The 24,129-nt window shown below is 59.0% G+C and carries 15 protein-coding genes and 2 pseudogenes; 2 read left to right on the top strand and 15 right to left on the bottom strand.

What is annotated here, in order from left to right:
* Positions 1-121 precede the first annotated feature (121 nt).
* From bcsC to H8S59_RS27275, 12 genes and pseudogenes are all read right to left on the bottom strand, one after another.
* On the bottom strand, positions 122-3,733 hold the full coding sequence (gene bcsC, locus H8S59_RS09730) for a cellulose synthase complex outer membrane protein BcsC (protein WP_246475177.1): 3,612 nt from the start codon (positions 3,731-3,733) through the stop codon (positions 122-124).
* Complete coding sequence (bcsZ, locus tag H8S59_RS09725; RefSeq protein ID WP_095098631.1) at positions 3,721-4,845, bottom strand: cellulose synthase complex periplasmic endoglucanase BcsZ; 1,125 nt, start codon at positions 4,843-4,845, stop codon at positions 3,721-3,723. The genes bcsC and bcsZ overlap by 13 nt, the downstream gene beginning before the upstream one ends.
* Positions 4,835-7,108 (bottom strand): cellulose biosynthesis cyclic di-GMP-binding regulatory protein BcsB, encoded by a 2,274-nt coding sequence (gene bcsB, locus H8S59_RS09720; protein ID WP_187521280.1) that lies wholly within the window; start codon positions 7,106-7,108, stop codon positions 4,835-4,837. The genes bcsZ and bcsB overlap by 11 nt, the downstream gene beginning before the upstream one ends.
* Positions 7,105-9,699: a UDP-forming cellulose synthase catalytic subunit gene (gene bcsA / locus H8S59_RS09715; protein WP_187521279.1), complete on the bottom strand. Its 2,595-nt coding sequence runs from the start codon at positions 9,697-9,699 to the stop codon at positions 7,105-7,107. Before bcsA ends, bcsB begins: the two co-directional genes overlap by 4 nt.
* Entirely contained in the window at positions 9,696-10,418 is a 723-nt protein-coding gene (gene bcsQ / locus H8S59_RS09710) for a cellulose biosynthesis protein BcsQ (RefSeq protein WP_187521278.1), read from the bottom strand. Before bcsQ ends, bcsA begins: the two co-directional genes overlap by 4 nt.
* On the bottom strand, positions 10,415-10,672 hold the full coding sequence (bcsR, locus tag H8S59_RS09705; protein WP_095098641.1) for a cellulose biosynthesis protein BcsR: 258 nt from the start codon (positions 10,670-10,672) through the stop codon (positions 10,415-10,417). Before bcsR ends, bcsQ begins: the two co-directional genes overlap by 4 nt.
* Complete coding sequence (gene bcsG / locus H8S59_RS09700; protein WP_246475175.1) at positions 10,642-12,282, bottom strand: cellulose biosynthesis protein BcsG; 1,641 nt, start codon at positions 12,280-12,282, stop codon at positions 10,642-10,644. The genes bcsR and bcsG overlap by 31 nt, the downstream gene beginning before the upstream one ends.
* Positions 12,269-12,469 carry a cellulose biosynthesis protein BcsF gene (gene bcsF, locus H8S59_RS09695; protein WP_187521277.1) on the bottom strand — a complete coding sequence of 67 codons (201 nt, stop codon included), beginning with the start codon at positions 12,467-12,469 and terminating at the stop codon, positions 12,269-12,271. The genes bcsG and bcsF overlap by 14 nt, the downstream gene beginning before the upstream one ends.
* Positions 12,466-14,010 (bottom strand): cellulose biosynthesis protein BcsE, encoded by a 1,545-nt coding sequence (bcsE, locus tag H8S59_RS09690; RefSeq protein ID WP_187521276.1) that lies wholly within the window; start codon positions 14,008-14,010, stop codon positions 12,466-12,468. Before bcsE ends, bcsF begins: the two co-directional genes overlap by 4 nt.
* A gap of 445 nt (positions 14,011-14,455) precedes the next feature.
* Positions 14,456-15,628 (bottom strand): murein transglycosylase A, encoded by a 1,173-nt coding sequence (mltA, locus tag H8S59_RS09685; protein ID WP_187521275.1) that lies wholly within the window; start codon positions 15,626-15,628, stop codon positions 14,456-14,458.
* Positions 15,629-16,037: 409 nt separating this feature from the next.
* A pseudogene (locus H8S59_RS27280) lies at positions 16,038-16,472 on the bottom strand (methyl-accepting chemotaxis protein); the annotation flags it as partial.
* Between the two features lie 108 nt (positions 16,473-16,580).
* A pseudogene (locus tag H8S59_RS27275) lies at positions 16,581-17,261 on the bottom strand (PAS domain-containing protein); the annotation flags it as partial.
* Between the two features lie 448 nt (positions 17,262-17,709).
* Here H8S59_RS27275 and gmd point away from each other — a divergent pair.
* Positions 17,710-18,741 (top strand): GDP-mannose 4,6-dehydratase, encoded by a 1,032-nt coding sequence (gmd, locus tag H8S59_RS09675; RefSeq protein ID WP_187521274.1) that lies wholly within the window; start codon positions 17,710-17,712, stop codon positions 18,739-18,741.
* Positions 18,741-19,634: a GDP-mannose 4,6-dehydratase gene (locus H8S59_RS09670; RefSeq protein ID WP_187521273.1), complete on the top strand. Its 894-nt coding sequence runs from the start codon at positions 18,741-18,743 to the stop codon at positions 19,632-19,634. The genes gmd and H8S59_RS09670 overlap by 1 nt, the downstream gene beginning before the upstream one ends.
* Before the next feature lie 268 nt (positions 19,635-19,902).
* Here the strand turns inward: H8S59_RS09670 and H8S59_RS09665 are convergent, their stop codons facing one another.
* The 3 genes from H8S59_RS09665 to H8S59_RS09655 are packed head-to-tail and all read right to left on the bottom strand — an operon-like array spanning position 19,903 to position 23,785.
* A complete protein-coding gene (locus H8S59_RS09665) occupies positions 19,903-21,117 on the bottom strand; it encodes a cytochrome c (RefSeq protein WP_187521272.1) in 1,215 nt (404 codons plus the stop codon).
* A gap of 11 nt (positions 21,118-21,128) precedes the next feature.
* Entirely contained in the window at positions 21,129-23,321 is a 2,193-nt protein-coding gene (locus H8S59_RS09660) for a xanthine dehydrogenase family protein molybdopterin-binding subunit (protein ID WP_187521271.1), read from the bottom strand.
* Positions 23,322-23,332: 11 nt separating this feature from the next.
* Positions 23,333-23,785: a (2Fe-2S)-binding protein gene (locus H8S59_RS09655; protein WP_095102653.1), complete on the bottom strand. Its 453-nt coding sequence runs from the start codon at positions 23,783-23,785 to the stop codon at positions 23,333-23,335.
* Positions 23,786-24,129 lie beyond the last annotated feature (344 nt).

Below are 24,129 nucleotides of genomic sequence, written 5' to 3'. Positions count from 1 at the left end.
TGGCCTGCACGGTAACCAGCGCGGCACGTTTCTGAAATCATACCCATGTATAAAGCATGGTTTGAAGCGACCGACGGGCGAAATACTGACCGTCTGGACAGCTATCTCGCCCGCCGACTTGTCAGCGCATATCCGCGTAAGGTGTTACGGCTTCGATAGGCATCGGCAGATTTCCCTGCCATACATCGAAGGTATAACGCAGATAAAGCATGGCGCGGCTCGGTGCGTAACCTTCGCTGTGTTGCAGCGCGACACCGGAGCCAAGCACCAGGTGATCACTCAAACGTCGCTCAAGCGATGCCTGCAAGCGAACACTTGCACCGGAGCTACTGCTCGCGGCCTTGGTCAGCGTGGTACTGCCATCAATATCCAGTCCGGCGTCCGAGGCCTGATTGAAGAACTTGCCGGCCGGGCCATCCAGCGGGTACAGATCGCTGCTGTCAGTTTTCGAAAATGACCAGCCCACTGAGCTGTCCAGCTGGACGGACCAATTGGCGTTACGCCAGGCATAACTGAACGGCACACCGATCGAGTAGTACTGCTGAGGGCTGTAGTAACCACCCTGCCCCAGTGTGTACTCACTCAAATCCTTGTCGTAGCCCCAGTACATCAAGGTCAGGCCGGTACGCATACGCTCGTCGGCACGGTCCATCAAGCGGTAGTAATAACCGGTCATTGCCGAAAGCCGCTGATTGTCGACCACATTGGTGCCACGCAACCAATGGCTGCCAAAGCTGGCCCATACGCCATCAACGCCACCTTCATCATGGCTCAGGCTCAGTGTCAGGCCATTGCTGGTCACACCGCCCCAGCGGGTCCCGGTCACAGGATCGACAGCACCTGCATAGGACACGACGGAGTTGCTCACCGGACGGCGCGAGGCAGTCAGGGTCCAGCCGATGGATTGCCAATCGCTGCTGTAGGCGACGCCACCCAGCCAATTGCCCACTTCGAAGCCTTGCGGCGTATGACCCAGATCAATGGCCCACTGAGCGTTTTTCCAGCCCACCGCCAGGCTCGGCCCGGAGGTGCTTTGTGAGGTGCTGCGACAGCCGTTGGCGGCCAGCGCCCCGGTGGTTCGGTCACGAAACTGAACCGCACAGGTGCCGAATGACTCCCGATGCAGGCCATCGGCATCGGTGTCGAAAGCAGTGGCCTGCAGATCGACCTGCTCAGCCTGCACAAAACCCTGCCCCGCAGCAAAGGGAGAGTCAATGCGCAAAATAGTGGTCTGGGTAGTCAGGTCGGAAATCCCCGGCGCGGTATTGTCGGTGCGCCAGGCGAAGTCGCGGTACACATTGACCGTTGGATTCTGCTGCTTATATAGCTCATCGACTTCACTGCGCAGACTGCGTGGCAACCAGTCATCGGCGTCCTTGGCACGACTGGCCTCGGTCATCGCCAGGTTATCCCGCGGACTGCCTTGCGCAGGTGAAATCAAACCAGCCGAGGCCATGCTCAGGGCGTAATTATCCAGTGCCTGTTGGGGATGATCCCTGGCCATCAGGCGGGCGGCATCGCGGTACAGCAAAGGATCGGTCTGCGGGGTTTTCAGCAGTTGGGCGAAGATCGCATTGGCCTTGTCCTTTTCGCCCACGGCAGCCCACGCATTGGCCAGACGGCGTTGCCAGCTCACCGGAGCGGCCGGGGTCATGACGATGCCGTTCAGCGCTGCGTGTGCCTGGGGTATGCGCGCCGTTGCGATCTGCACTTCGATCAGCCCCAACTGTGCTTCTGCATTCTGTGGATCACCTTTAAGCACTTTGCGGTAATTGCTTTCAGCCTCGGAATAGTCCCCACGCTGCATGGCCCAATCGGCCAGCGTGGCGAAATCGTCCTGGGTCGGATTGGCCCGCAGCAAGGCAATGGCCTGCGGTTCGCGCCCGGCATCACGCAACTGCTGCGCTTGGGCCAGCAATTGCCTGCGTTTGATCCGCGCGGCAAGTTCGCGCATGTTGTCCGTCCAGGCCTTCGCGGGAATCTGCCCGAGGCTGCTCAACACGTCACTGTCGCGATTCAGGTTGGCCAGATACAGACCGTGTGCGTAACGCGCTTCAGGATTGCTGCCTTGGCGTGCCAACAGTTGGCGAAACGCGTCATCCGCTTCAACCGGTTTATCCAAGGCGATTTCGGCGGCTGCAAGGCGATAGGTCAGCCACGGATTATCCGGGTCCAATTGACGGATTTTTTTCAGCACCGGCACCAACTGCTCCCAATCGGAACGTTCACTCAGCACGTCAGCCTGCAGATTCAAACGCTCGATTTCGAAGCTCTGACGCAAAGCGGCGAACTCGGACTGGTTACTGGCGGGCAAGCTATCAATAAATGCTTCGGCTTTGGCGCTGGACTGCCCGCGGTACAAGCGCACCAGAGCACGCAGCACGCTGGTGTTGTCCGGTTCAGCCTTGCGCGCTTGCAGTAACAGCGCTTCGGCACCGATATCATCGGCTTCGCCGAGGGCCACGGCTGCCAGCCCCATCAAGGGTGCAGCGGCCTTGGGGTTGAGGATTCGCGCCTGCTGATACGCCTTGCGCGCCTTCTCGTAATCCTTGCGCTGCAAGGCTTCGTCGCCTTGCTGAAGGATCATCCAGTTGCGGGTCAGCAACTGCAGGTCCTGCCACTTGCTGATGTAATAGGTGTCTTGCTCTTTGGTCAGCGCAGTGGAAAACGCCTCAAGCGCTGCCGGGTATTTATCCTGGCGCATCAAGGCTGTGCCCAAGGCACCATGGAAACTCGAATCTTGCGGGTAAGCTTTAACGGCGCGCCGCAACAGGACTTCGGCCTGAGCGCTGTCGTTACCCTTGTCTCGTTCCAGCAGACGCTTGGCCTGGGCTCCCGCCTGCCATGCAGGATCGGCAAGCAATCGTTGCTGTTCGGCCAGCCGCTGGGTAGCGTCCTTCCGGAATGGCGAATAAGGATAGGAATCGAGAAAGACCTGCCAGCTTCGGGCCGTTTCAGGGCTCACCGGCAACGTATTCAGGTAGATGAGCTCCCGCTCCGCTGCATTGTTGCTCGCTTGAGGATCCGCTGCCAATTGATGCAGCACCGCCAGCGCCTGATCATTACGGCCTTCGGCAAATAACAGACCGACCAGCATCTGCCGTACGCTGGCATTGCCCGGATAGTCACGATCAAGCTCTTTTAAATGCTCGATGACGGCCGCCCGCTGACCGCTGATGCGACTGCGGGCACTCCAGTATTCCAGCGCCGAAGGCAAGTCCGGCGGCTCTTTGCCGAACAGTTGCTCAAACGCCTCACTCGCTTGATCGAAACGTCCGGCAGCAGCAAACAACCGCGCTTGCTGCAACTGCCCCGCCCCTTCCTGGCTGTTAAGCCGGATCAGCGCACTTGCCTGACGCAGCGCCGCCGAGTCGGGCCCCTGCTGACGCAAACGGGCCATGAGTTGCTCAATCCAGGCGGTGTTCTGCGGCGCACTTTTATCAGCCAGGGCCTGGCGAATCTTACCCACCAGAACCTGCGGATGATTGGGATCAATCAGCTCCAGCCTCGCCAGGGCATCACGCACCAGATCGTCGCGATACAAGGCTTCGCCAATGCGCGCCTGTTGCAGCAGCCACTGCTGTTGATCCTGAGGAGCAAACGCTGCGGTGGCGCTGAGCGCCGTGCCATACCAGCAGGACAAGGACAATGCGCCGCACATCAACAAGGCTTTGAGTGTGCCTTTGTGCAGCAGCCGGTAGCCGGAAACGGGTGGTGGATTCACTGTTTGCATGAAGACGTCCAGCCCGGCTGCAAACGCCCATCCTTATCGAATCGATACCGCTGTTCGTCCCAGCCTTGTCCGAACATCAGCAGCGATTGATTGTAATAAGCGTCAGCCAACGGCGGCGCTGTACGTAGCCGCTCACGCTGGGCACTCAACGCCGCACTGTCGCCGGTCAGCAACGGCAGGAGGGCCGCCGAAAAACCGACAGGCCCCGTGCCGGTGGACTCGCCAGTTGCGACGGCGACCTGCTCAGGCACAAAACCCGATTGCTTCGTGGCATCGATCATGGGTTTGAAGTGCGCAAGCAACGAAGCACGCTCCGGCGCATCGGGCGCCAGCATCCCCAACCAGAGATAGACGCGAATGGCGTCGTAACTGCCTTTTGCGCCTTGCTCTTGGGCCACTGCGCCTTGCCCCGCTTGCCACACCAACCAATCTGGCGCGAAGCCTTTTGGCGAGCCCTCGATCCACAGACGCCGGGCGTTTTTCGCCACTTCCTCCCAGACGGGTGCGATCAGCGCAAAGCGAGCCAAGAGCTGCGGCGGCGTATAGCTGGGGTTCAGACGCCAGCCCTGGGGCGACTCGAACCCTTTATCTCCCGGCAGCAGCATTAGCCCCAGGCCCGGCAGTGTGCGCAAAGTCTGCGCGGCGCTGCGCCAAAGCAGGTGATTGCCCAGCTGCACATAATCCGGCCTGCGCCAGAGCCGTCCCGCTTCCAGCAGGCTGTATGCGATCCACAAATCAGCGTCACTGGCATTGTTGCTGTCGAGCACCTGCCACTTACCGTCTGCCTTGAGGCCCCACTGCCAGGCGGGCAGACGAGCGTCGAGATCACCACCTGCGAGATTGCCGTGCGTCCAGTTCAGCAAACGCTCGAAGCTTTCCCGGTCGTTGGCCACAAGAGCGAAAAACAGTCCGTAGCTCTGCCCTTCCGACGTGGTGATCTGTTGCGCAGAGGAGCGGTCGATGACCCGGCCATCGGCGCTGATCATGTGTTGCTTGTAACTCTCCCAGGCGGGCCATGTGCACGCGGGCGCACCTTCGGCCTCCTGAGTCAGGAATGACAACGCAACAGTGGCCAACAAAAACCCGACGCCGTTCACTGACTTATTCCTCATAAGCCAGACGGCGACGAGCCGCCCACTGCAGCATGCGCCAGATCAGGAAAGCACTGAGCAGAACGCCGCCAACGGCCATGAAGGCCAACAGCACGGGATGCTCGGAAAGCTTGAACCAGAGCATCAGCCACCACGGCAGCTCGCCGACGAAATAACGATCGCCGACCACCTGGCTGTTGACGCCACTGCTGCGGATCAAGGCGACAGAACCAGCCACGGCGTCCATCTTGCCGCTGTCATTAAGCGTCTCGCGCAGCAGGCTGAAATCAGCATCAGTGGTGGCCAGCAACGCGACGATGCTGCGCTGGTCATGGTAAGGCGACTGCAAGCCGACGATTGCAGCAATCGGTCCCTCAGCCGACACGTCGACACGACTGGCAACCGGGCTGCTCTCACCTTTTATGGCTGACGCATAACCTGGCCCTTGCTGGTTAGCCTTGAGCAACCAGTTACGCGAGCGCTCAAGCAGTAGATTCATGTCGCGGTTGTCGCGCATATCGGGTGCGAACGAGCCGAGCACCAGCAGGTCCGCGTCGTATTTAGACGCCTCCTCCCAGTTATCGCTGAGCTTGAGGTTCATGGCGGGCAACCCCGAACGTGCCGAAATCCCTGCGACCGCTTCCAGGTAGGTACTCAGTTGTACAGCACTCGGCCGGGACGGCAGCAGCACCATGGTTTCGGACAGATCCGCCATGCGGCTGTACGGGAAACCACTGCGCGCGAAAGCCGCCAGATCAGGCATCGCCATGTAATGGTGGTAACCCGACAGGTCGATGGTCGACTGGTCATCGATGACGGCCTGGGTGTCCACCGGCAACGATGTCTGGCAGCGGTCACGCTGGGAGCCGCTATTGGTCGTCGCAAAACTGAAATTAAACTTCAGGGTATTGCGGTCACCGATCTTCAGGGCCGGTACCGAGAGGTTTTCATTGACGTTGGCTGACTCGCTGGACATCACCGCAAGGCGCAACTCTTCAAGCCGGTCATTACTGTTGACCTGCAACGGCAGGCTGGTGATGAACTGGTTGTTGAGGCTGATGTTGAGACGCGAACCATCGTTATACGCGGGCGGCGTGTAGCGGTATTTGGTTTGCAGCGGGATGCCCTGATTGCGCCAGACGAACAGGTCAGGCGGCAGGTTGATGTCCAGGCTGATCGGCAAAGGCTGCAGGCCGCTGGCACGCAACTGTTCGGGGTACTTGATCAACTCGGCGAAACGTACCGGGCGATCAGTGCGCATCCAGTTTGGCGCGTCATAGGGCACACGCGGTTTGATCTGTTGCAACTTGTCGATAACCACGCGCTCGCCACGAAACAGATCGCCGCCCAATGCCAGCGCCTGAGCAGCGGTGACCAGGTCTGCGTCGTCACGCCCCAGCACCAGCAAAACCTTGCTGAAGCGATCTCCAGGGTTATCGATTACCTGCACCACGGGCGCATCCACCGCCGGGAATTTCTGCAGGTCTGCCAGAAACGCCGGACGATGGGTGTTGGTGGCGAAGACAACGGATGATGTCACTTGATCAGCGCTGGCGGCAGGCAACTGATCTGACAATACCGGGAAAGACATGGGACGCCATGAAGACAGGCTGCCGAAATACGAGGCCAGAATCCCGGCGGCGCGCTGCTCGCCAAGCGTAGGCTCGGCAGCGAACACCATGTTCAACACCGGTTTTTCATACCCGCGGGCATCGAAGAAAGGCATCGGGAAGTAGGACAGATCGTTTTTTACGATCAACGCCTGCTCTCTCAGCGCGATCTGGCTGGTGCGTCCGATATTGACCCACAGTGCGCTGTTGGACGGTTCTTCACAGATATCGGTGTAGTGCCCTACAAACTCCAGCCGGACCCGATTGAAGTCGGTGATCAACCGGGGATCAAGCTGAACCGGGCGAACCACTTTCTTGCCCAGTTGGTCCTTTTCAATGGGGATCACGCTCATCAACACGTCATTGAGGTAAACCCTCAAGTGCGACAGCGTCGGCAGTAGCGCCGGTGACGGGGTGTATTCCAGTTGCAGCCTGGCATCGCTGGCGATGCGGTCGCGGCGCATGGTGAACTCGAACTGATCGGTAGTGTGCGTGCCCAGCAAAAGACTGTCCGCAGGGCGGCCCAGTTGCAAAAAGCTGCGCGTGACATCCCAGCCTGGCGTGGCGCCAGCCGTCGTGAGGTCCGGAGTGGAAACCACCGCAGCCCCGGCTTGGGCACAGGTCATGGCCACCCACAGCAGACTCGCCAGGGTTAGATTAAAAGAGCGAATCATGGGGCACTTACCGATCGGGAGGATGAGGAATAAGGTTCGGATCTGGCAAAACGCGGCACATAGCTGAGCAGCCACGCACACGCACTTACAAAGGGCCGCGCAATCGTACGGAGCCAGGCAGGCAGGTACTGATAAAGGCGGTAATAGCCGCGAGCACCCAGGCTCAGCACATCAATGAAACTGTGCAGCGGGCGATCCGGGGCGAAGTCTTCGCTCCAGTTCAACCAGGCATCAGCGCGGGCAAAGGTGCATTGCACATAATCGATTTTCTGTTGCGCAGACAGTTCGTTAAGCGAGATACCGATGAAGTTCTTGTGGCTGCGACTGACAATTCCGGAGAACAGAAACTCGCGCTCGCCACGCTGCATCAGCAAGCTGACACGCTCGCCCATTGGCAGACTCAGTTGTGCGTCCAGTTCGATGCCTGCGCCGCCGTCGGAGTAGTCCACCAGCATGCCAGGGTAAAAACGTCCGTTCGGCAAACGCACGGCGGCAGGCAGTTGGGCCTGGACGCGATGGGTTTCACGCACCTGACGCACCTCGGCAGCAATCGCCACTGCAGCGCCGACAATCAGCAGGTTGTAGAGCACCCACAGACTGCTGACCAGAATCGTGCCGATCTCATTCGACGGGCCGGTAAACAAGCGCCATACCGCAAAACCCAGGCCAAGAATATTGAGCGCCGCCAGCACCAGATAAGGCCTCGCGATCCCCCAGTCGAACTGGTTCTCGCTGATCAACCCACCTTTGGCGGTGACGTTGAACGTGCCTTTCTTCGGGTTGAACAACGCCACAGTCGTAGGCCGGGCGATGTACCAGGCGAGCACGGTTTCATAGACTTCGCCCCAGAAGGTCAGGCGATGTTCGCCCTGCATTCTGGAGTTGGTCAGGCTGGCGTGAACCATGTGCGGGATCACATACAGAACGATCATCAGAGCCGGGGCATAGATGATGTAGGCGTGCAGCAGGAGGAACGCCAAGGGGGCGGTGAGAAATATCAGCCGCGGCAGTCCCGCCAGAAAGTGCAGCATGGCGTTGGCGTAACAGATCCGCTGAAAGATCGTCAGGCCCTTGCCCAGCAACGGATTGTCCGTGCGGAAGATCTGCGCCATGCCCCGCGCCCAGCGAATCCGCTGACCGATATGCGCTGACAGACTTTCTGTTGCCAGCCCCGCTGCCTGAGGAATTCGCACATAGGCCGAGTTCCAGCCCTGGCGATGCAGCCGCAAGGCAGTGTGCGCATCTTCGGTAACGGTTTCCACGGCAAAACCGCCGATGTCATCAAGGGCAGAACGACGCAGTACGGCGCATGAGCCGCAAAAGAATGCGGCGTTCCACATGTCGTTGCCGTCCTGCACAAGGCCGTAAAACAGCTCGCCTTCATTGGGACGCTGCCGGAAAGTGTCGAGGTTGCGCTCGAAAGGGTCAGGCGAAAGAAAGTGATGCGGCGTCTGTACCAACGCCAGCTTCGGGTCGCGCAGAAACCAGCCCACGGTCAGTTGCAGGAAGGAGCGAACCGGCACGTGATCGCAATCGAATATCGCCACCAGCTCGCCATCAAGCTGCTGCAACGCATGATTGAGGTTGCCAGCCTTGGCGTGTTTGTTGTCGGAACGGGTGATGTAGTTCACGCCCGCCTGCTCGGCAAACAGCCGAAACGCATCACGCTTGCCGTCATCGAGAATCGATATACGCAGCTTGTCATGCGGCCAGTCGATACCCAGTGCGGCGTATACCGTGCCCCGCACAATGGACAGATCTTCGTTGTAGGTCGGGATCAGCAGATCCACGGTCGGCCATAAACGCGTGTCTCGCGGCAGCTGCGCGGGTGGCCGCCGCAAAGGCCAGCAGGTCTGGACGTACCCAAGCAACAGCACCAGCCAGGAATAGGTTTCGGCGATGAGCAGCATGACGCCGCAGGCAAGATCCAGTGGGCTGTCCCAGTTCAGGGTTGCGGTGTAACGCCACCAGAGATAACGGCACGAAACAATGACCGACAGCATGATCAGCAGCAGTGTCGGAAAACGACCTGGCACACGACGGATCAGCATCGCTACCGCCCACAGCAGAATCACGAACAACAGTTGCGAGAAATAGCTGAAGGGTTCAGTGATGCAAACTGCCACAAGCAGCAAGGCCACGGCCGCGCAGAGATAGCCCAAGCAACGCTGCTGGCGAGCGCTCAGGGTTTGCCACCACTTGGCACTGCCGTTCACCGGCTGGCTCTGAGTCACTTGCATTGGCAAGCCATCCAGCAAAATCCCGAGGCGCCTCCAGACGCGCTGATTAACCTGTCTGGTCGTGTGCAGCCACTGCGGTATTCCCCGGTGGCGATAGCTTGGCCAAGGCCGGAACACCAGCAACCAGAGGCTTTGCAGGGCGATACGTAACGGATCCCCGGCACTCGGCTGTTTGCCCGCCAGATGCGGATACCAGCGTTGACGTTGTTCCAGAAGACGTTGCCAGACCGGAGATTCCAGTCGCAAAAACAGCCAGCTCAAGCTGATCAAAGACGCCAGCAAGAATGCCGTCGGTGGATAACAATCGTACTGGCGACGCAGCTGCACGTAAGGGAAGTAACGCGCAATCATGCCAGTTCACCACGGCGCGTCAGGCACCAGGTCGCCAGGCTTAACGCGTCCTGGGCAGCCAGACTGTCAGGTGCGTATTGGCCGACCGGTTGCTTGAACGCCAACGACTCACTCAACGCCTCATCAGCATGCACTGTGAGCGGCAAAAGACGCGACGCGTGATTCTTGCGCCAGATCAGCAGCAAGTCGCGCTGTAACTGGCTACCCGGATCAAAGCGATTGACCAGCACCGGTATCGGGTGAGCCGACGGCTGGAGCAACAGCACATGGCAGGCCGCATCCGCCTGCACGACCTGGATCGGGAACTGACACGGACCGATCATCGCGTGGCCTGTCAGGCGTTGCGGCAGGTCGAACAGAATCCAGTCGTAGTGGGCGGCCAGATTCGCCTGACGTCGACTCCAGATGAACGGATCATCGATCAGTTGCCCCTCGACCCGCATGCTCTCTTCATGGGTCAACTGCCCATAGGGCAAGAGCTGCAATGTCGGTGACAAACTCCAGGCCTGACCATACCAGTCCTCACCGTCCAGCATGGCCCGGGCCCACCCGCCACTCTCCGCGACGGGCAGATTGAAATGCAGGCGCAGCATGTTTTCCGGGCACATATCGATCATCAATACCCGCTCGCCCAGGCTTTCAAGGGCATACCCCACTGCCGCCAGCAACGAGCTGGTGCCGACGCCGCCGCGAATGCCGCGCAAGCTCAGGGTTGTCACGATTGCGCCCCGAACCTGTTTTTGCGGATCGGTTGATGAGCAGGCAAATCTTGCGTCGGCTCGCCAGAAGTCGTCAGATCAACCAGCAACGGCCAACGCTGCAAGGCACGGCTCAGTTCCATCTGCGCAGAGATATCGATGTACTCAAGACTCGGCAGACTCAGTTCGACTTTGAGCCGGGCAATGTCATCGGCTCGCTCATTGCGCGAAACCGCCTGCTTTTTCACTTGAACCTTTGCGGGTAAGGCAGCCATGCGCCCTTCTCCTTGATCCGAACGTAAGGCTTGCCGGCGTAGTCGAGCACTACGGTTCCGGAGTTTTCCGAGACCATCGGGGTCTCTGGCAGATTGGCTAACAGGACTTTCCAGTCAGGTATCAGCCCGTCCCCTTGAGGCGGTGCGGCATACAAGCGCGAGATGATTTCCGAGACCGCCAGGTAGCTGCTCGGGCCGGAGATGTGCAACGGTTCCGTGCGAGGATTCTTGCCCATGCCAATCAGCTTGATGCCGACCGGCACATGGGTAATCGACGGGCTTGGGATTTCACGCATGCCGTCGATCTGCATCCGGTCGCCGTGCAACGCCGCGCCGTGCTCAGGGACGATCACCACCGCGACTCTGCGGCCACTCTTTTCCAGTTCCTTGAGGAACGCGGCAAGGTCGTCGATCAGGGTCTGAGCACGGGGTTTGTACTCGGCACTTTTCGTCCCGCCATCAGCGGTTAGCGCACGGTTGCCGTCATGCAAGGTCGTGGTGTTGTAGAACAGCGCCACTCGGGAGTCAGCCTGACCCTCACGGTGCTTCCACCATTTATCCAGCACGTCCCGGTCACGCCATACCGGCGAGCCGTCAAAGCCCACTAACGTGCGCGGAAGATCCGAAGTGCTGACCGCCGGGCCAGGCATTGATCCCTGGGCACGAACCTCGTCCATAAAACCTTCGAACTGCCCGGTGTGATTGAGCATGACTTCACTGTCGAAGCCCAGCTTGCGCAGATCATCCATCAACAGGCATTGCTCGGGGGCCACGCCGTACAGCTTGTTGTGGGGTTGCTGACCGCAACTGGCACGCAACAGTCGGATGGCAGCGGGACCGCTGTAGGAAGTGGCCGAGTTGAAGTTGTCGAATACCACGTCCATCTGCTGCAGCAACTTGTTGTCCCGCATGCCTACGGCGTCCAGATCATCCCAGGCCATTGAGCAGATGTTGATCAACAGCAGATCGAACGGCTGGGCGGCCGATGCCGAAGGGACAAACGCCACCTGCCGCCCTGCCTCAGTGCTGTAGAACTTCTGCAGATAGGTATCGAGCGTCGGGCTGTCCGGTTCCACCGCGCTGATGGTGGCTGCTGGTCCGGCCACTTGATTGACCGGCTGCGGAGCGGGCGCATGCATCGCCAACAAGCCTGAACCACCCAGCCAGGCAAAACCGGCCAGGGTCAGGGTGGTCAGACGCAGCCAATGACGGACGAAGAAATACCCCACCATCAGCAGCAATAATGCGCCGCACAGGTTCCAGTCGATAAAGCGACCCGCCAGCTCAAGCAGGTAGTCACCGGTGAAGTTCAAGACGCCAGGTTGATCCAGCAGACGACTGAATGGCGGTAGCCAGGTGTCCTGATACAACAACGCTACGCCTACCGGTATCGCAATCACCGTGCGCAACAACCTCAGATAGCGATTGCTCAGCGGCACCAGCAATACGGCGGCGAAAACCAGGTTCGGCAGGATTTGCAGATTCAGATAGCCAGCCCAGAGCAGCGCAAGCTTGATAATGAAATACAGGTTCCACAGCCCCAGACCCTGCCAGGTCCAGACAGTATTCATACGCGCAGGGGCAGCGCTGACGCTCTCAGGATGGATCATGAGCGTCACTCACCGTTGGCGCAGCGGATACGCGTCGGCGCACACCACGGGGTTTCAGATAACGCGGCGGCAAGTAACGCTGGAACCACAGTTTGAGGCTCAAGTGAAAACGGCCCAATACCAACATCAAGGCCACAGTCATCAGACACGTCGCCGCGATCACCTGCAACAGCTCGGCATAATTCATGAGCAGTGCTCCGACAACGTCAAGGTGATCCGCTGCGGTGCATAGCCCACCTGGATAATGGCCTGAGTCAGATCTGCAGTGACCTGCTCCGTGGCAAGGCGGGAAGTTTCGAGAAGCTGCGAGGCGTCGAGGAAGTCCTGACGCGGCAGCATGTCTACCGCAGAAAGCGACTTGCACTCAGTAAACAGGTCTCGCCAGGGCAAACGGCAAATATTGCCCAGCGCCGGTTCCAGGCCATCGCCACGACAGGCGAACAGGAACAGGTAAAACACGCCGTTGACCACACAGGCCACGTCGCCAAAACGCCGAAGGCTGATCTGGTTCAGGTACTGATCAATGTTCAGATCACCCCGTGGCCGAAGGCTCAGCAGCTGGTGAACCAGTTCGCCCGAGGCACCGCTATAGACTTGATCCAGCAACGCGATGAATTCTTGCGGCGGCAAAAGGCCGCGCTGGGCGGGCGGGCGCAGTCGTTCGAACAGCGACTGGAAGTCGGGCGTCTGACGATAATGCCAAGTCTGGCCCTGTGCGCTATCGACCATGCTGAGGAAGTTCGCCAGTTGAGTATTGGCCGGCACAATCAGGTTGGCCCCGCACGCCAGCAACAGGCGCTCATCCCGGTAGCGCAGGCAAGGCTCCATCTCGCGCACAACGATTTTGAGGGCCACGCCGCAGTGGTCACGCAAATGGTGCAACTGCCGGGCAAGCGGCTCCACTTCGCTGTTGCTCTCCAGCGCCACGATGACGCTGGCGGCCCGAGCGTGTGCCGCCTGTTCCAGCAAGTCACTGCGTGTTTCAAACAGACGCCACTGCTCCGACAACGGTGCAGTGCCCTCAAGTACCGCGCGTTGCGTTAGGTAAATGCGTTGGTCGTCAGTGCGCACCTGCACAGGGCTGGACAATGGCGACTTGCTAAGGGCAAACGCACCGTCTGTCACGTTCAGATCGAAAGCCTGCGCGGCGCAGACTCCCAGACCGCTGTGCCAGAAGTTGAGCTGATAACGCACGCCTCCGTCCTGGCGATATAACTGCGCCAGACCGGAAATCTGCTCGTTGAGATCAAGCAGTTTTTCATGCAACTGCGGAGCCTGATCGCTGCACAGCACCAGCAGTGTGCAATTACGTTTGACCAGCCACTGGCGAGTACTTTCGCACCAGCGTTGCAACTCCAGCCCGGTGAAGTTCTCCAGGCTGTCAGCCGACAACATCAGGACCAGATAGCTATCACGTGCCAGATTGATTCGGTGCAGATCTGCAGTCAGCGACCTGAGAAATGTGCGTGCACGGGCAGCTCCGGGAACGGCAAACAGGCGCACCGCCGAGGGGCCACAATCTGCGCCCATGGATTCGACGACTGTTTGAGGATCAATCTCGGTGCTCACCAGGGTTGCAAGATGCTCTTCGGTGAGCGCGGACAAGAACTGTCGGGCCAGAATGTCAGCATCCGATGCCAGATCCAGAGCGATCCAATACAGACCTCCCTGGCGCAGCAACATGTTCTCATCCTGCATACGCCGGATGGCTAATGTGACATGACCCAAACGCGCTACCCCATCAATTCGAATGCATAGGCAACCCTCAGACCGAAATGGCTGAACGTTGGCAGAACTACCAGAACTTTGAACAACAAAAAAACGAGGCAAGCGCTCGTCAAGGCGGCGCGTTTGATACGCGTCGAGCCTCAATATTCAGAGCGTGTAAATGAGTGCGATCATCCCCACCGCGCGATCTGATTCCTTCAACAAACCAGCCATGGCAGTGAACATTCATTCCGTGTGGCGCGAATAATGTGCCATCAAAGTGACACTGTCAATAATTTGAAAAGGTTGTTACAGCCACCGGACGAACGGTAGTGATATGCCGTTTTTTTGGCGATACAAAACCGTTGCAAACTGTTGCAAAACCCCAGGAAAAGCTCAAATCCGTGACTCGGAGCGACTTCAGGCAATAAAAAGGGCGCCTATGGCGCCCTTGGTTTTTGTGACTTTATTCTTGAGGCGGTGCCATACCTTTCGGCCAGAGCAACCAGATATTGCCCTTCTGTTTCATGTCGCCCGCCAGGTGACCCGCTTCATCGCCCGTGCCCCAGAACAAATCGGCACGAACCTCACCGGCAATCGCGCCCCCGGTGTCCTGTGCAGCAACCGGACGTACCAGAGCCGTGCCATCAGGCCGGGTAGTCGATAGCCAAAGCAGGCTGCCCAATGGGATGACTTTGCGGTCGATCGCCACGCTGTAGCCCGATGTCAGCGGCACATTCAACGAGCCCCGTGGCCCTTCGTTGCTATCAGGATTGCGGGTGAAGAACACATAACTGGGGTTGCTCGCCAACAGCTCGGGGATTCGCGTGGGATTGGCTTTGGCCCATGCAGCGATGCTGCCCATGGTGATGTCTTCCTTCGGTATCGCGCCTTGCTCTACCAACCAGCGACCGATGGCCCGGTAAGGTCTGCCGTTCTGATCGGCGTAAGCGATACGCAGCTGTTTGCCATCCTCAAGGCGAACCCGGCCAGAGCCCTGAATCTGCAGAAACTGCAGGTCCATCGGATCGGTCAACCAGGCAATCACGGGAGCGTTCAGGCCCTGCGCACCAATTGTTGCGGCGTCATCGTAAGGCTTGAGCACGCGCCCTTCGAGACGTCCGCGCAGGCGTTTGCCTTTGAGCTCGGGGTAGATGCTTTCCAGATTGACGATGATCAGATCATCGGGTACGCCGTAGATCGGCACCGAGGCTTTGGCAGTTTTGGTCAGGCTGCCGGGGTAGACCGGCTCGTAATAGCCGGTGATCAAACCGTCCGCGCTGCCGGTGGCCGAGCGCAAGCTGTAGACCTGAAGGTTGGTCTGCAGGAAGCTGCGGATCTGTGCAGCGTCGGCATCCACCGGCACTGTAGCGGCAGCAGCACAGGTCGCGCCCCAGACCGCATCGGCCTTGAGTCGCACACAGGCGCTGCGCCAAGAAGCGAAACCGGCTTGCAAGTCTGCATCGGACACCGCAGGCAGGGCATCCCAGCTCGCCTGGGTGTAAGTGGTATGCGGCGGTGGCGGTGGTTCGGGTGGCGGGGCGGGCTGTTTGTCTCCGCCATCGCAACCGACGAGCAGAACGGCCAACGGCACGGCCCAGACCAGGCCTTTTCGCCATTGCTTGAAAGATAGGTTCATGAGCACTGCGGCTCCCCTGGAGCGGTGTGGGCCGCAAGGGTACTCAATGCCCGCACGCGTGTCCAAAGGGCAAGGTGTCAGCTCAGGAATTACGGGTGATGACTGAAGAAATACAGTGTCATGTGTGACACAAATCCTGTGGGAGATTCTATGTTTGCCTGCAAGCGAGTTCTTGATCTTGTAGGACCGGCTTTAGCCGGGAGAGCGGCATGTCGCCAAAGAAAATTTAGCGAACATTCGGACTTCCTCCCGGCTAAAGCCGGTCCTACGCAATAGCGCGGTCTATGTGGGAGCGAGGCTTGCCCGCGTTAGGGCTGGACACCATCTAAAGTGAACCGCGTCCAGCCTTGTCGCGGGCAAGCACCGCTCCCACAGGACCCTATTCCAATTCAAGAAACTGCGCTTAACCTCACTTCAACTGATTGGCAAACCGGCTCACAGCGCCCACCACCTGTCGAGCGCCCTCCTGGATTTCGACGATCACTGAGCCTGCATCGTTTGCCAGCCCCAACCCCTGCTCGGCCTGACCCCGGCTGTTGGCCATTCCGCGAACGGCGGCATCCACCAGATTCTGGTTTTGTTGCACCACGCTGACGATTTCCTCGGTGGCGGTGCTGGTGCGCCCTGCCAGTTGCCGGACCTCATCGGCTACCACCGCAAAGCCTCGGCCCTGTTCACCGGCCCGGGCAGCTTCAATCGCTGCGTTAAGCGCCAGCAGGTTGGTTTGCTGCGCGATGCCGCCGATGGTCTGAACGATGGAGCTGATCAGCAGCGACTGCTTGCCCAGTGCTTCGATACCTTCTGACGCCGACTGCATTTCGTCCGATATCTTGCGCATGGTGTCCACAGTGTCCTGAACCACCGTCGCGCCGCGCTGGGCGCTCAAGTCCGTACGCTGGGAAATCTCGAAAGCAATGCCGGCCGCTTCACTGACTTCCACCTCGCGCTCGACCTGATCCGTTACCACGGTGGCAAACTTCACAACCTTATAAAGTTTGCCCTGAGCGTCATGCACCGGGTTGTACGTTGCTTCCAGCCATACCACACGACCACTGGCGTCAACCCGCTTGAACCGGCTGGCAACAAACTCGCCACGATTCAAGGTCGCCCAGAACTCTTTGTACTTGGATGAAGAGGTTTCTTCAGGCTCGCAAAACATACTGTGATGCTTGCCCTTGATCTGCGAAAGGCTGTAACCCATGCCGCGCAAGAACTGATCGTTGGCCGTGATCACATGCCCACTGAGATCGAACTCGATGACCGCAGTCGAGCGCAGCAGCGCCTGTATGAAACCGGCGTTTTCCGTGGCCAGCTCGATCGTTTCGGTGATGTCGCTACCGAAGCAACGGACCTCGGACAACTTGCCATCCGCGCCCATGATCGGATACCAGATCGCCCGCACCCAGGCCAGACCGCCGTCCGCCTTGATGAAACGGTAGTTGTCGATGACGGATACGCCATTGTCGACCGCCGCAATGAGGTTGCGGTAGCACTCCAGTTGTCTGACATAGGCCGGAACGAGATCATCCAGCGGTCGGCCCAGAACGCGTTCGGAACCATAGCCCAGTATTTTCAGAAAATTGTCGTTGATTCGGGTAATGCGATAGTTGGAATCAAGGGTGATGGAAAGCATCTGCGCATTCATGCCGACTTCCATCTGCCTGTAGATTGCCAACTCGGCTTGTTGCGCCTGTAATTCCTTTTTCAAGCGAGTGTTGAACATTTCGCCACCGGTCGATGTGTTGAGTATTTTCGGTTATCGGCAAAGGGTGAAAAGGGCTTATGACCCTTGGTCAGATTTCACGCAACGCGCTACACGCCGCCAAATGCGTGAGGTCGAGCCCGTTTCCACTCACTACTTACCCGCACATGAGTAAATAAAGCAGACTTTCCAATCGTGCGCGTGTTTTTTGCAAGATGTTGCGAGCCGGCTTTACTTGGCCGATGTGTCGTCTAGCATGTGAAGGGTCTCGCGTAGCATCTCCCCCGCAGTATCAAGGATGGTCAGCCATAGCGTTGTGGTCATGAAGATCCCGACAGGCGACCGCTCTATCCTCATGAACGGAGTTGAAAGCCACCGTATGAAAGCAATCGTCACCGGCATCACAGGACAGGATGGCGCTTACCTGAGCGAGTTATTGCTCGAAAAGGGCTACACGGTTTATGGCACCTACCGACGCACCAGTTCGGTGAACTTCTGGCGCATAAACGAGCTGGGTATACAGAATCATCCCAACCTGCACTTGATCGAATACGACCTGACGGATCTGTCAGCCAGCATTCGGCTGCTGCAGAAAACCGAAGCCACGGAAATCTATAACCTGGCAGCGCAAAGCTTCGTGGGGGTGTCCTTCGACCAACCGCTGACCACCGCCGAAATTACCGGCGTGGGCGTGGTCAATCTGCTCGAAGCCATACGCATCGTTAACCCGAAAATCCGCTTTTATCAGGCATCCACGTCGGAGATGTTCGGCAAGGTGCAAGCCATCCCGCAAATTGAAAGCACGCCGTTTTACCCGCGCAGCCCTTATGGCGTTGCCAAACTTTACGCGCACTGGATGACCATCAATTACCGGGAGTCGTACGGGATCTTTGGAACCAGCGGCATCTTGTTCAACCACGAGTCGCCCCTGCGCGGGCTGGAATTCGTGACCCGCAAGATCACCGACTCAGTGGCCAAGATCAAATTGGGTCAGCTGGACGCGTTTTCTCTGGGCAACATGGACGCCAAGCGTGACTGGGGGTATTCCAAGGAGTACGTCGAGGGCATGTGGCGAATGCTTCAGGCTGACGAGCCGGACACCTTTATCCTCGCCACCAACCGCGTGGAAACCGTGCGCGACTTCGTCACCATGACGTTCAAAGCCGTCGGCATGGACATCGAATGGAAAGGCACAGGTGAAGATGAGCACGCGCTGGATGCTGCATCGGGCAAAGTGCTGGTGACGGTCAACCCGAAATTTTACCGACCGAACGAGGTCGAACTGCTCGTCGGGGACCCGGCCAAGGCGAAGAAAATCCTTGGCTGGGAATCCAGAACCACGCTAGAGGAGTTGTGCCGCATGATGGTTGAAGCAGATTTGCTGCGTAATGAAAGAGGCATTAGCTTCTGATGACTATTGCTGGCAAGCGCGCGTTGATTACCGGCATCCACGGTTTCACCGGCCGCTACATGGCCGCGGAACTCCAGGCCCAGGGCTGCGAAGTCATCGGCATTGGTCGTCAACCTTCTGCAGAGGCGGGCTATTACCAGGTCGATCTGGCGGACACTGCAGCGCTGCAAAAGCTGTTGGCCGAAATCCAGCCCGACATTGTGGTGCATCTTGCCGCAGTGGCCTTTGTCGGGCATGGCGTGGCGGATGCGTTTTATCAGGTCAACCTGATCGGCACTCGCAACCTGCTGGAGGCCATCGATGCATGCGGCAAAACCCCGGAATGTGTGCTGATCGCCAGCAGCGCGAACGTCTACGGAAATGCCTCCGAAGGTTCGCTGGATGAAACAACGCCAGCCTCCCCTGCCAATGATTACGCGGTCAGCAAATTAGCCATGGAACACATGGCTAATCTCTGGCAGGCCCGCTTACCTCTCATCATTGCCCGCCCGTTCAATTACACCGGCGTGGGGCAGGACGAAAACTTTCTGCTGCCCAAAATCGTCGCGCACTTTTTGCGCAAGGCGGACAGGATCGAGTTGGGTAACCTTGATGTCTGGCGCGACTTCAGCGACGTCCGGGCGGTTGTCAGTGCGTATCGGGGGTTGCTGGAGGTTCAGCCTGTCGGGCAGACCATCAATGTCAGCTCAGGCGTCACTCATTCGCTGCGCGAAGTGATCGACATGTGCAGCGAAATCACCGGCCATGAAATCATCACCGAAGTGAATCCGGCGTTCGTCCGGGAGAACGAAGTGAAGACGTTGTGCGGGGATAACTCACGCCTGCGCGGGCTGGTACCAGAGTGGCAGACACCGCCGTTGAAAGAGACGTTGCGGTGGATGTTGGAAGGCTGATGCACGTATCAGCGGCCTTCAACACCGTAGGACCGGCTTTAGCCGGGAGAGCGGTATTGCTGGCGAAGAGTATTTGGTGAATGTCCCGACGCCCTCCCGGCTAAAGCCGGTCCTACGGGATAGCGCAGATTCCTGTGGGAGCGGTGCTTGGCCTGGGCGGCATTCCGACGATAGGGCTGGACGCGGTTCGCTTTAGATCGCATCGTTTCTATCGCGGGCAAGCACCGCTCCCACAAGGGGAGAGCATTTCAATTCCAATGATCAATGATCAGTGCAACGAAGCCTCTCTCGATTTCGCGACATCCTCTGCCTTCACTTCCCCATTGCTCTGTCCAAAACGGCGCAGTACAAATGTGCTGACTGCTGCCAGCTCGGTGTCGTTATAGGCGCGGGCGAAGTCCGGCATGCGTTGGTCGGCGCGGAGCATGCCCTGGGTGTGACCTTCCAGCAACGTCGCCATCAGGTTGGTGCCTGCGGGGTCGTTGACGGTTTTCAAACCAATCAAGGTCGCGATTGCCGACTGATTACCCGTGCCGTCCAGACGGTGGCAGCCCACGCAGGAATCGGTAAACACCTTGCTGCCCAGGCCTTTCTCAGCCTTGTCGTTGACCGCAACAGACGGTCGCGGCACACCCTGGCTGCGTGCAGGCGTTGACTTGAGGTAAACGGCAATTGCGTTCACGTCTTCCGGCGTCAGGTAGCGCAGGCTGTGCTCGACTGCATCCGCCATCGGCCCGCCAGCACCGCCATAACCCGGCGCGTAACCTTTGGACAGGTAGCTCACCAGCGCCTCTTGCGGCCAGGCACCGATCCCGTGTTTCGGGTCAGAGCTGATGTTGTAAGCACGCCAGTTGCCAATTTCACCACCGGCCAGGGATTTACCGCTGCTCATGGCCTGGAAGATATTGCGCGGGGTGTGACATTCGCCACAGTGACCCGGCCCCTGCACCAGATACGCGCCACGGTTCCATTCGGCAGACTGTTTGCTGTCCGGCACGAAGCGTTCGTTATCGGCGAAGATCGCGTTCCAGAAGAACATGCCCCAACGCTGGTTGAACGGGAAAGCCAGGTCATTTTCTTTGGGCTTCTGACTGATCGGCTCAAGGCTGAACAGATACGCTTTGATCGCCAGAATGTCCTCGCGCGGCATTAGCGTGTACGAGGTATACGGGAAGGCCGGATAGTAATGCTTGCCGTCCTTGCCGACGCCCTTTTGCAACGCGCTGACGAATTCATCGTCGGTCCAGTTGCCAATCCCGGTTTCCTTATCGGGGGTGATGTTCGGCGAATACAGCGTGCCAAACGGCAGCTTGAATTCCAGCCCGCCCGCATAGGGCTTGCCGCCAGGTGCCACGTGACATGCCACGCAATCAGCCGCACGAGTCAGGTACTCGCCTTTGCTGATGAGGCTTTGATCAGCAGCCTGAGCCGTCAGCCCAAAGCTTGCACCCAGCACGGCGAGCGCATAATTCAACGTTTTCATGACAGCGCTCCTCAAAGAGTGAAATAGCCGAAACGGCTCAGTGGCAGACGACGCTCGCGTACTTTCGACGCGGCGAACACGGCGTTGACCAGGGCTGCAGCAGCAGGCACTGCGCCGGTCTCACCGACACCACCGGGGCTTTCTTCACTCTTGATCACATGCACCTCCACAGGCGGTGCATCACTCATGCGGATCTGCCGATAGGCGTGAAAGTTGGTCTGCACGACCTGGCCTTTCTCGATGAGGATTTCATTGAACAGCGCAGCCGACAGGCCGAACAGCGTGCCGCCTTCCATCTGCGATTCGACAGACCGTGGGTTGGTGGCAAAGCCGCAATCCACCACCGTGATCAGACGCTTGATCCGCATCCCTTTGTTAGCCTGCACTTCCAGCTCGACGATGGTCGCCACGAAGCTGCCAAACACGGCGCTGACCGCGACGCCACGACCGTGGCCAGCGGGCAGAGGGGTTTTCCAGTCGGCGATCTCTGCAGCCTTCTTCAAGACTGCCTGAGCGCGGGGTTGCTCCTGCATCAGGCTCAGGCGGTATTCAACCGGATCAATTTTGGCGTTGTGCGCCAGCTCGTCGATGAAGCTTTCGACGGCGTAAGTGCTGCGCAACGGGCCCACGCCACGCCACCAGGAAACCGGAATCACGTCCGGGTCCTGGCGGATATAGCGCACTTGGAGGCTGCCGAGTTTGTAAACCGGGTCGATGGCCACTTCGACGGCGTCAGCATCCACACCGCTTTCCGGCAGCTTGCCGACGTACGCAGCCATCACTGAAGCGCCCGCGATTCGGTGTTCCCAGCCAATCGGTTTGCCATCCTTACCCAGCGCCGCATTCATGCGGTCCACATAATGCGGACGGTACTTGTCGTGGGTCATGTCTTCTTCGCGGCTCCAGATCAACTTGATCGGGTAGCTGAGCTGGCGGGCGATGTCCACGGCCTGGAAGATGAAGTCCGACTCCAGGCGACGACCGAAGCCGCCGCCGATGAGCTGGTTGTGGATAACGACTTTATCCACAGGCAGACCGGCGACCTTGGCCGCGCCCATTTGCGCGAAGCCCGGTGCCTGGCAACCCACCCACAGCTCGCACATATCAGGGCGAACATGGGCAACACAGGTCATGGGTTCCAGCGGCGAGTGAGACAGGAACGGCTGCTGGTATACGGCTTCGAACTGACTTGAAGCGTTCTTCAGCGCCGCGCCGATGTCACCGGTCTGCTTGGCGAAAACGCCGTCCTTGGAACTGGCGTCCAGCAGCTCTTTGTCCAGCTGTGCGGAGTCAATCGACGCATGAGGACCGAAGTCCCATTCAATTTCCAGCGCCTTCAGCGCTTGCTGGCAAGACCAGAAATTGGTTGCAGTGACGGCGACGGCATTCTCCAGACGGATCACGTCGCGAACACCGGGGACTTTGCGCGCGGCTTCGTCTTTCACACTGCGCAGCTTGCCGCCGTGGACCGGGCAGGTCAGCGACGACGCGATCAGCATGTCGGGGATTTTCACGTCGATGGTGAACTGCGCCGAACCGTTGACCTTGTGCGGCGTGTCCAGACGTTGTGCGGAAGTGCCCAGCAATTTGAAGTCGGCAATAGCCTTGAGCGGCACGTCCTTGGGAACCGGGAGCGCAGCAGCGGCTTCTACCAGTTCGCCATAGGACAAGGTCTTGCCGTTTGGCCCGACCACCTGACCGTTTTCGGCACGGCACAGGCTTGGCGCCACGTTCCAGCGAACGGCGGCGGCTTGGATCAGCAGAACGCGCGCGGTTGCGCCGGCTTTGCGCAATGGCTCCCAGGTGTAGCGGGTCGATGAAGAACCGCCGGTGGCCTGGAATTGCAGAATGTTGTCGGTGTACAGCGCCGCGTCGGGCGGCGACTCTTCGATCCTGACCGAGCTGAGCGGGACTTCCAGCTCTTCGGCGACCATCATTGCGATCCCTGTCTGAACGCCCTGACCCATTTCGATTTTCGGCGAGATCAAGGTGACTTGCCCGTCGAGGGCTACGCGCACAAAGGCACCAAAACCCGGCGAGGCTTTGTCACCCAGACGGGCAGCGCTGACCGCTTCGGCCGCCATGCTGCGTGTGGCCATCGGCGGCAGCCAGGTGCTGATCACCAGCCCTCCCAGCGAAAGCGCTCCACCCTTGAGCAGTCCGCGACGTGACACCGTCGCAGCAGATCCTTTTACTTCTGACATGGTGTCTTCCTTCAGGCCTGACTGACGCTTTTGATGGCGGCACGAATCCGCGTATAGGTCGCGCAACGGCACAGATTCCCGGCCATGGCCTCGGTGATCTGTTCATCGTTGGCGTCCGGATGCGCCTGCAGCAGCGCCACGGCAGACATGATCTGCCCCGGCTGGCAGTAACCGCATTGCACGACTTCATGGGCGAGCCAGGCTTTTTGCACTTCCTGACCGACCGGCAATTCGCCGACGGCTTCAATGGTAGTGACTTTGCGTCCGCCGACAGCACTGACCGGCAACACGCAAGAGCGTACGGCCTGACCGTCCAGATGCACCGTGCACACGCCGCACTGGGCGATGCCGCAGCCATATTTGGTACCCGTCAGGCCCAGCACATCGCGCAGGACCCAGAGCAATGGCATGTCTTCAGCGACATCCAGCTCATGCTCCTGACCATTGATCAGTAGTGTTTGCATCGTAAAACCTCTGGCATTCATCACGGTTAACCGCTGATGCGTCGGGTTGGCGACGCTGGTCCACAGCGGTTTCGGTTCGGTTCGGTATAGTTTTGTGATCACCCGGATCGTTGCCGGGTAATTTAAAAGTAGCGCGCCTATGAAAACGCCGGAGGATTTAATCCGGCAGGCAGAAACAAAAAAGAAAGACAGCAGGTATGGCAGCCGCTCTTTGGCGTGACTTGCGCAATACCTTGACGAGGATCGTCAGCAATACGGTCGTGCGCGGATAGTACGCGTGTGCTGCCACGGGACGACATGCCTAGAACTCCGGGGTTCGTGCCTGATTCCATGCTATTCCTGAT

It is taken from the genome of Pseudomonas folii, from assembly GCF_014357575.1.
In the GTDB taxonomy this organism is placed as follows: Bacteria; Pseudomonadota; Gammaproteobacteria; order Pseudomonadales; family Pseudomonadaceae; genus Aquipseudomonas; species Aquipseudomonas folii.
The sequence above is the reverse complement of the archived record's forward strand: the minus strand, read 5'-3'. Positions and strand labels throughout refer to the sequence as shown.

Excerpts from the sequence above, each read along its gene's own strand:
- bcsC (WP_246475177.1), bottom strand. The coding sequence starts at position 3,733 with ATGCAAACAGTGAATCCACCACCCGTTTCCGGCTACCGGCTGCTGCAC.
- bcsZ (WP_095098631.1), bottom strand. The coding sequence starts at position 4,845 with ATGAGGAATAAGTCAGTGAACGGCGTCGGGTTTTTGTTGGCCACTGTT.
- bcsB (WP_187521280.1), bottom strand. The coding sequence starts at position 7,108 with ATGATTCGCTCTTTTAATCTAACCCTGGCGAGTCTGCTGTGGGTGGCC.
- bcsA (WP_187521279.1), bottom strand. The coding sequence starts at position 9,699 with ATGATTGCGCGTTACTTCCCTTACGTGCAGCTGCGTCGCCAGTACGAT.
- bcsR (WP_095098641.1), bottom strand. The coding sequence starts at position 10,672 with ATGGCTGCCTTACCCGCAAAGGTTCAAGTGAAAAAGCAGGCGGTTTCG.
- bcsG (WP_246475175.1), bottom strand. The coding sequence starts at position 12,282 with ATGATCCATCCTGAGAGCGTCAGCGCTGCCCCTGCGCGTATGAATACT.
- bcsF (WP_187521277.1), bottom strand. The coding sequence starts at position 12,469 with ATGAATTATGCCGAGCTGTTGCAGGTGATCGCGGCGACGTGTCTGATG.
- mltA (WP_187521275.1), bottom strand. The coding sequence starts at position 15,628 with ATGAACCTATCTTTCAAGCAATGGCGAAAAGGCCTGGTCTGGGCCGTG.
- gmd (WP_187521274.1), top strand. The coding sequence starts at position 17,710 with ATGAAAGCAATCGTCACCGGCATCACAGGACAGGATGGCGCTTACCTG.
- H8S59_RS09670 (WP_187521273.1), top strand. The coding sequence starts at position 18,741 with ATGACTATTGCTGGCAAGCGCGCGTTGATTACCGGCATCCACGGTTTC.
- H8S59_RS09665 (WP_187521272.1), bottom strand. The coding sequence starts at position 21,117 with ATGAAAACGTTGAATTATGCGCTCGCCGTGCTGGGTGCAAGCTTTGGG.
- H8S59_RS09660 (WP_187521271.1), bottom strand. The coding sequence starts at position 23,321 with ATGTCAGAAGTAAAAGGATCTGCTGCGACGGTGTCACGTCGCGGACTG.
- H8S59_RS09655 (WP_095102653.1), bottom strand. The coding sequence starts at position 23,785 with ATGCAAACACTACTGATCAATGGTCAGGAGCATGAGCTGGATGTCGCT.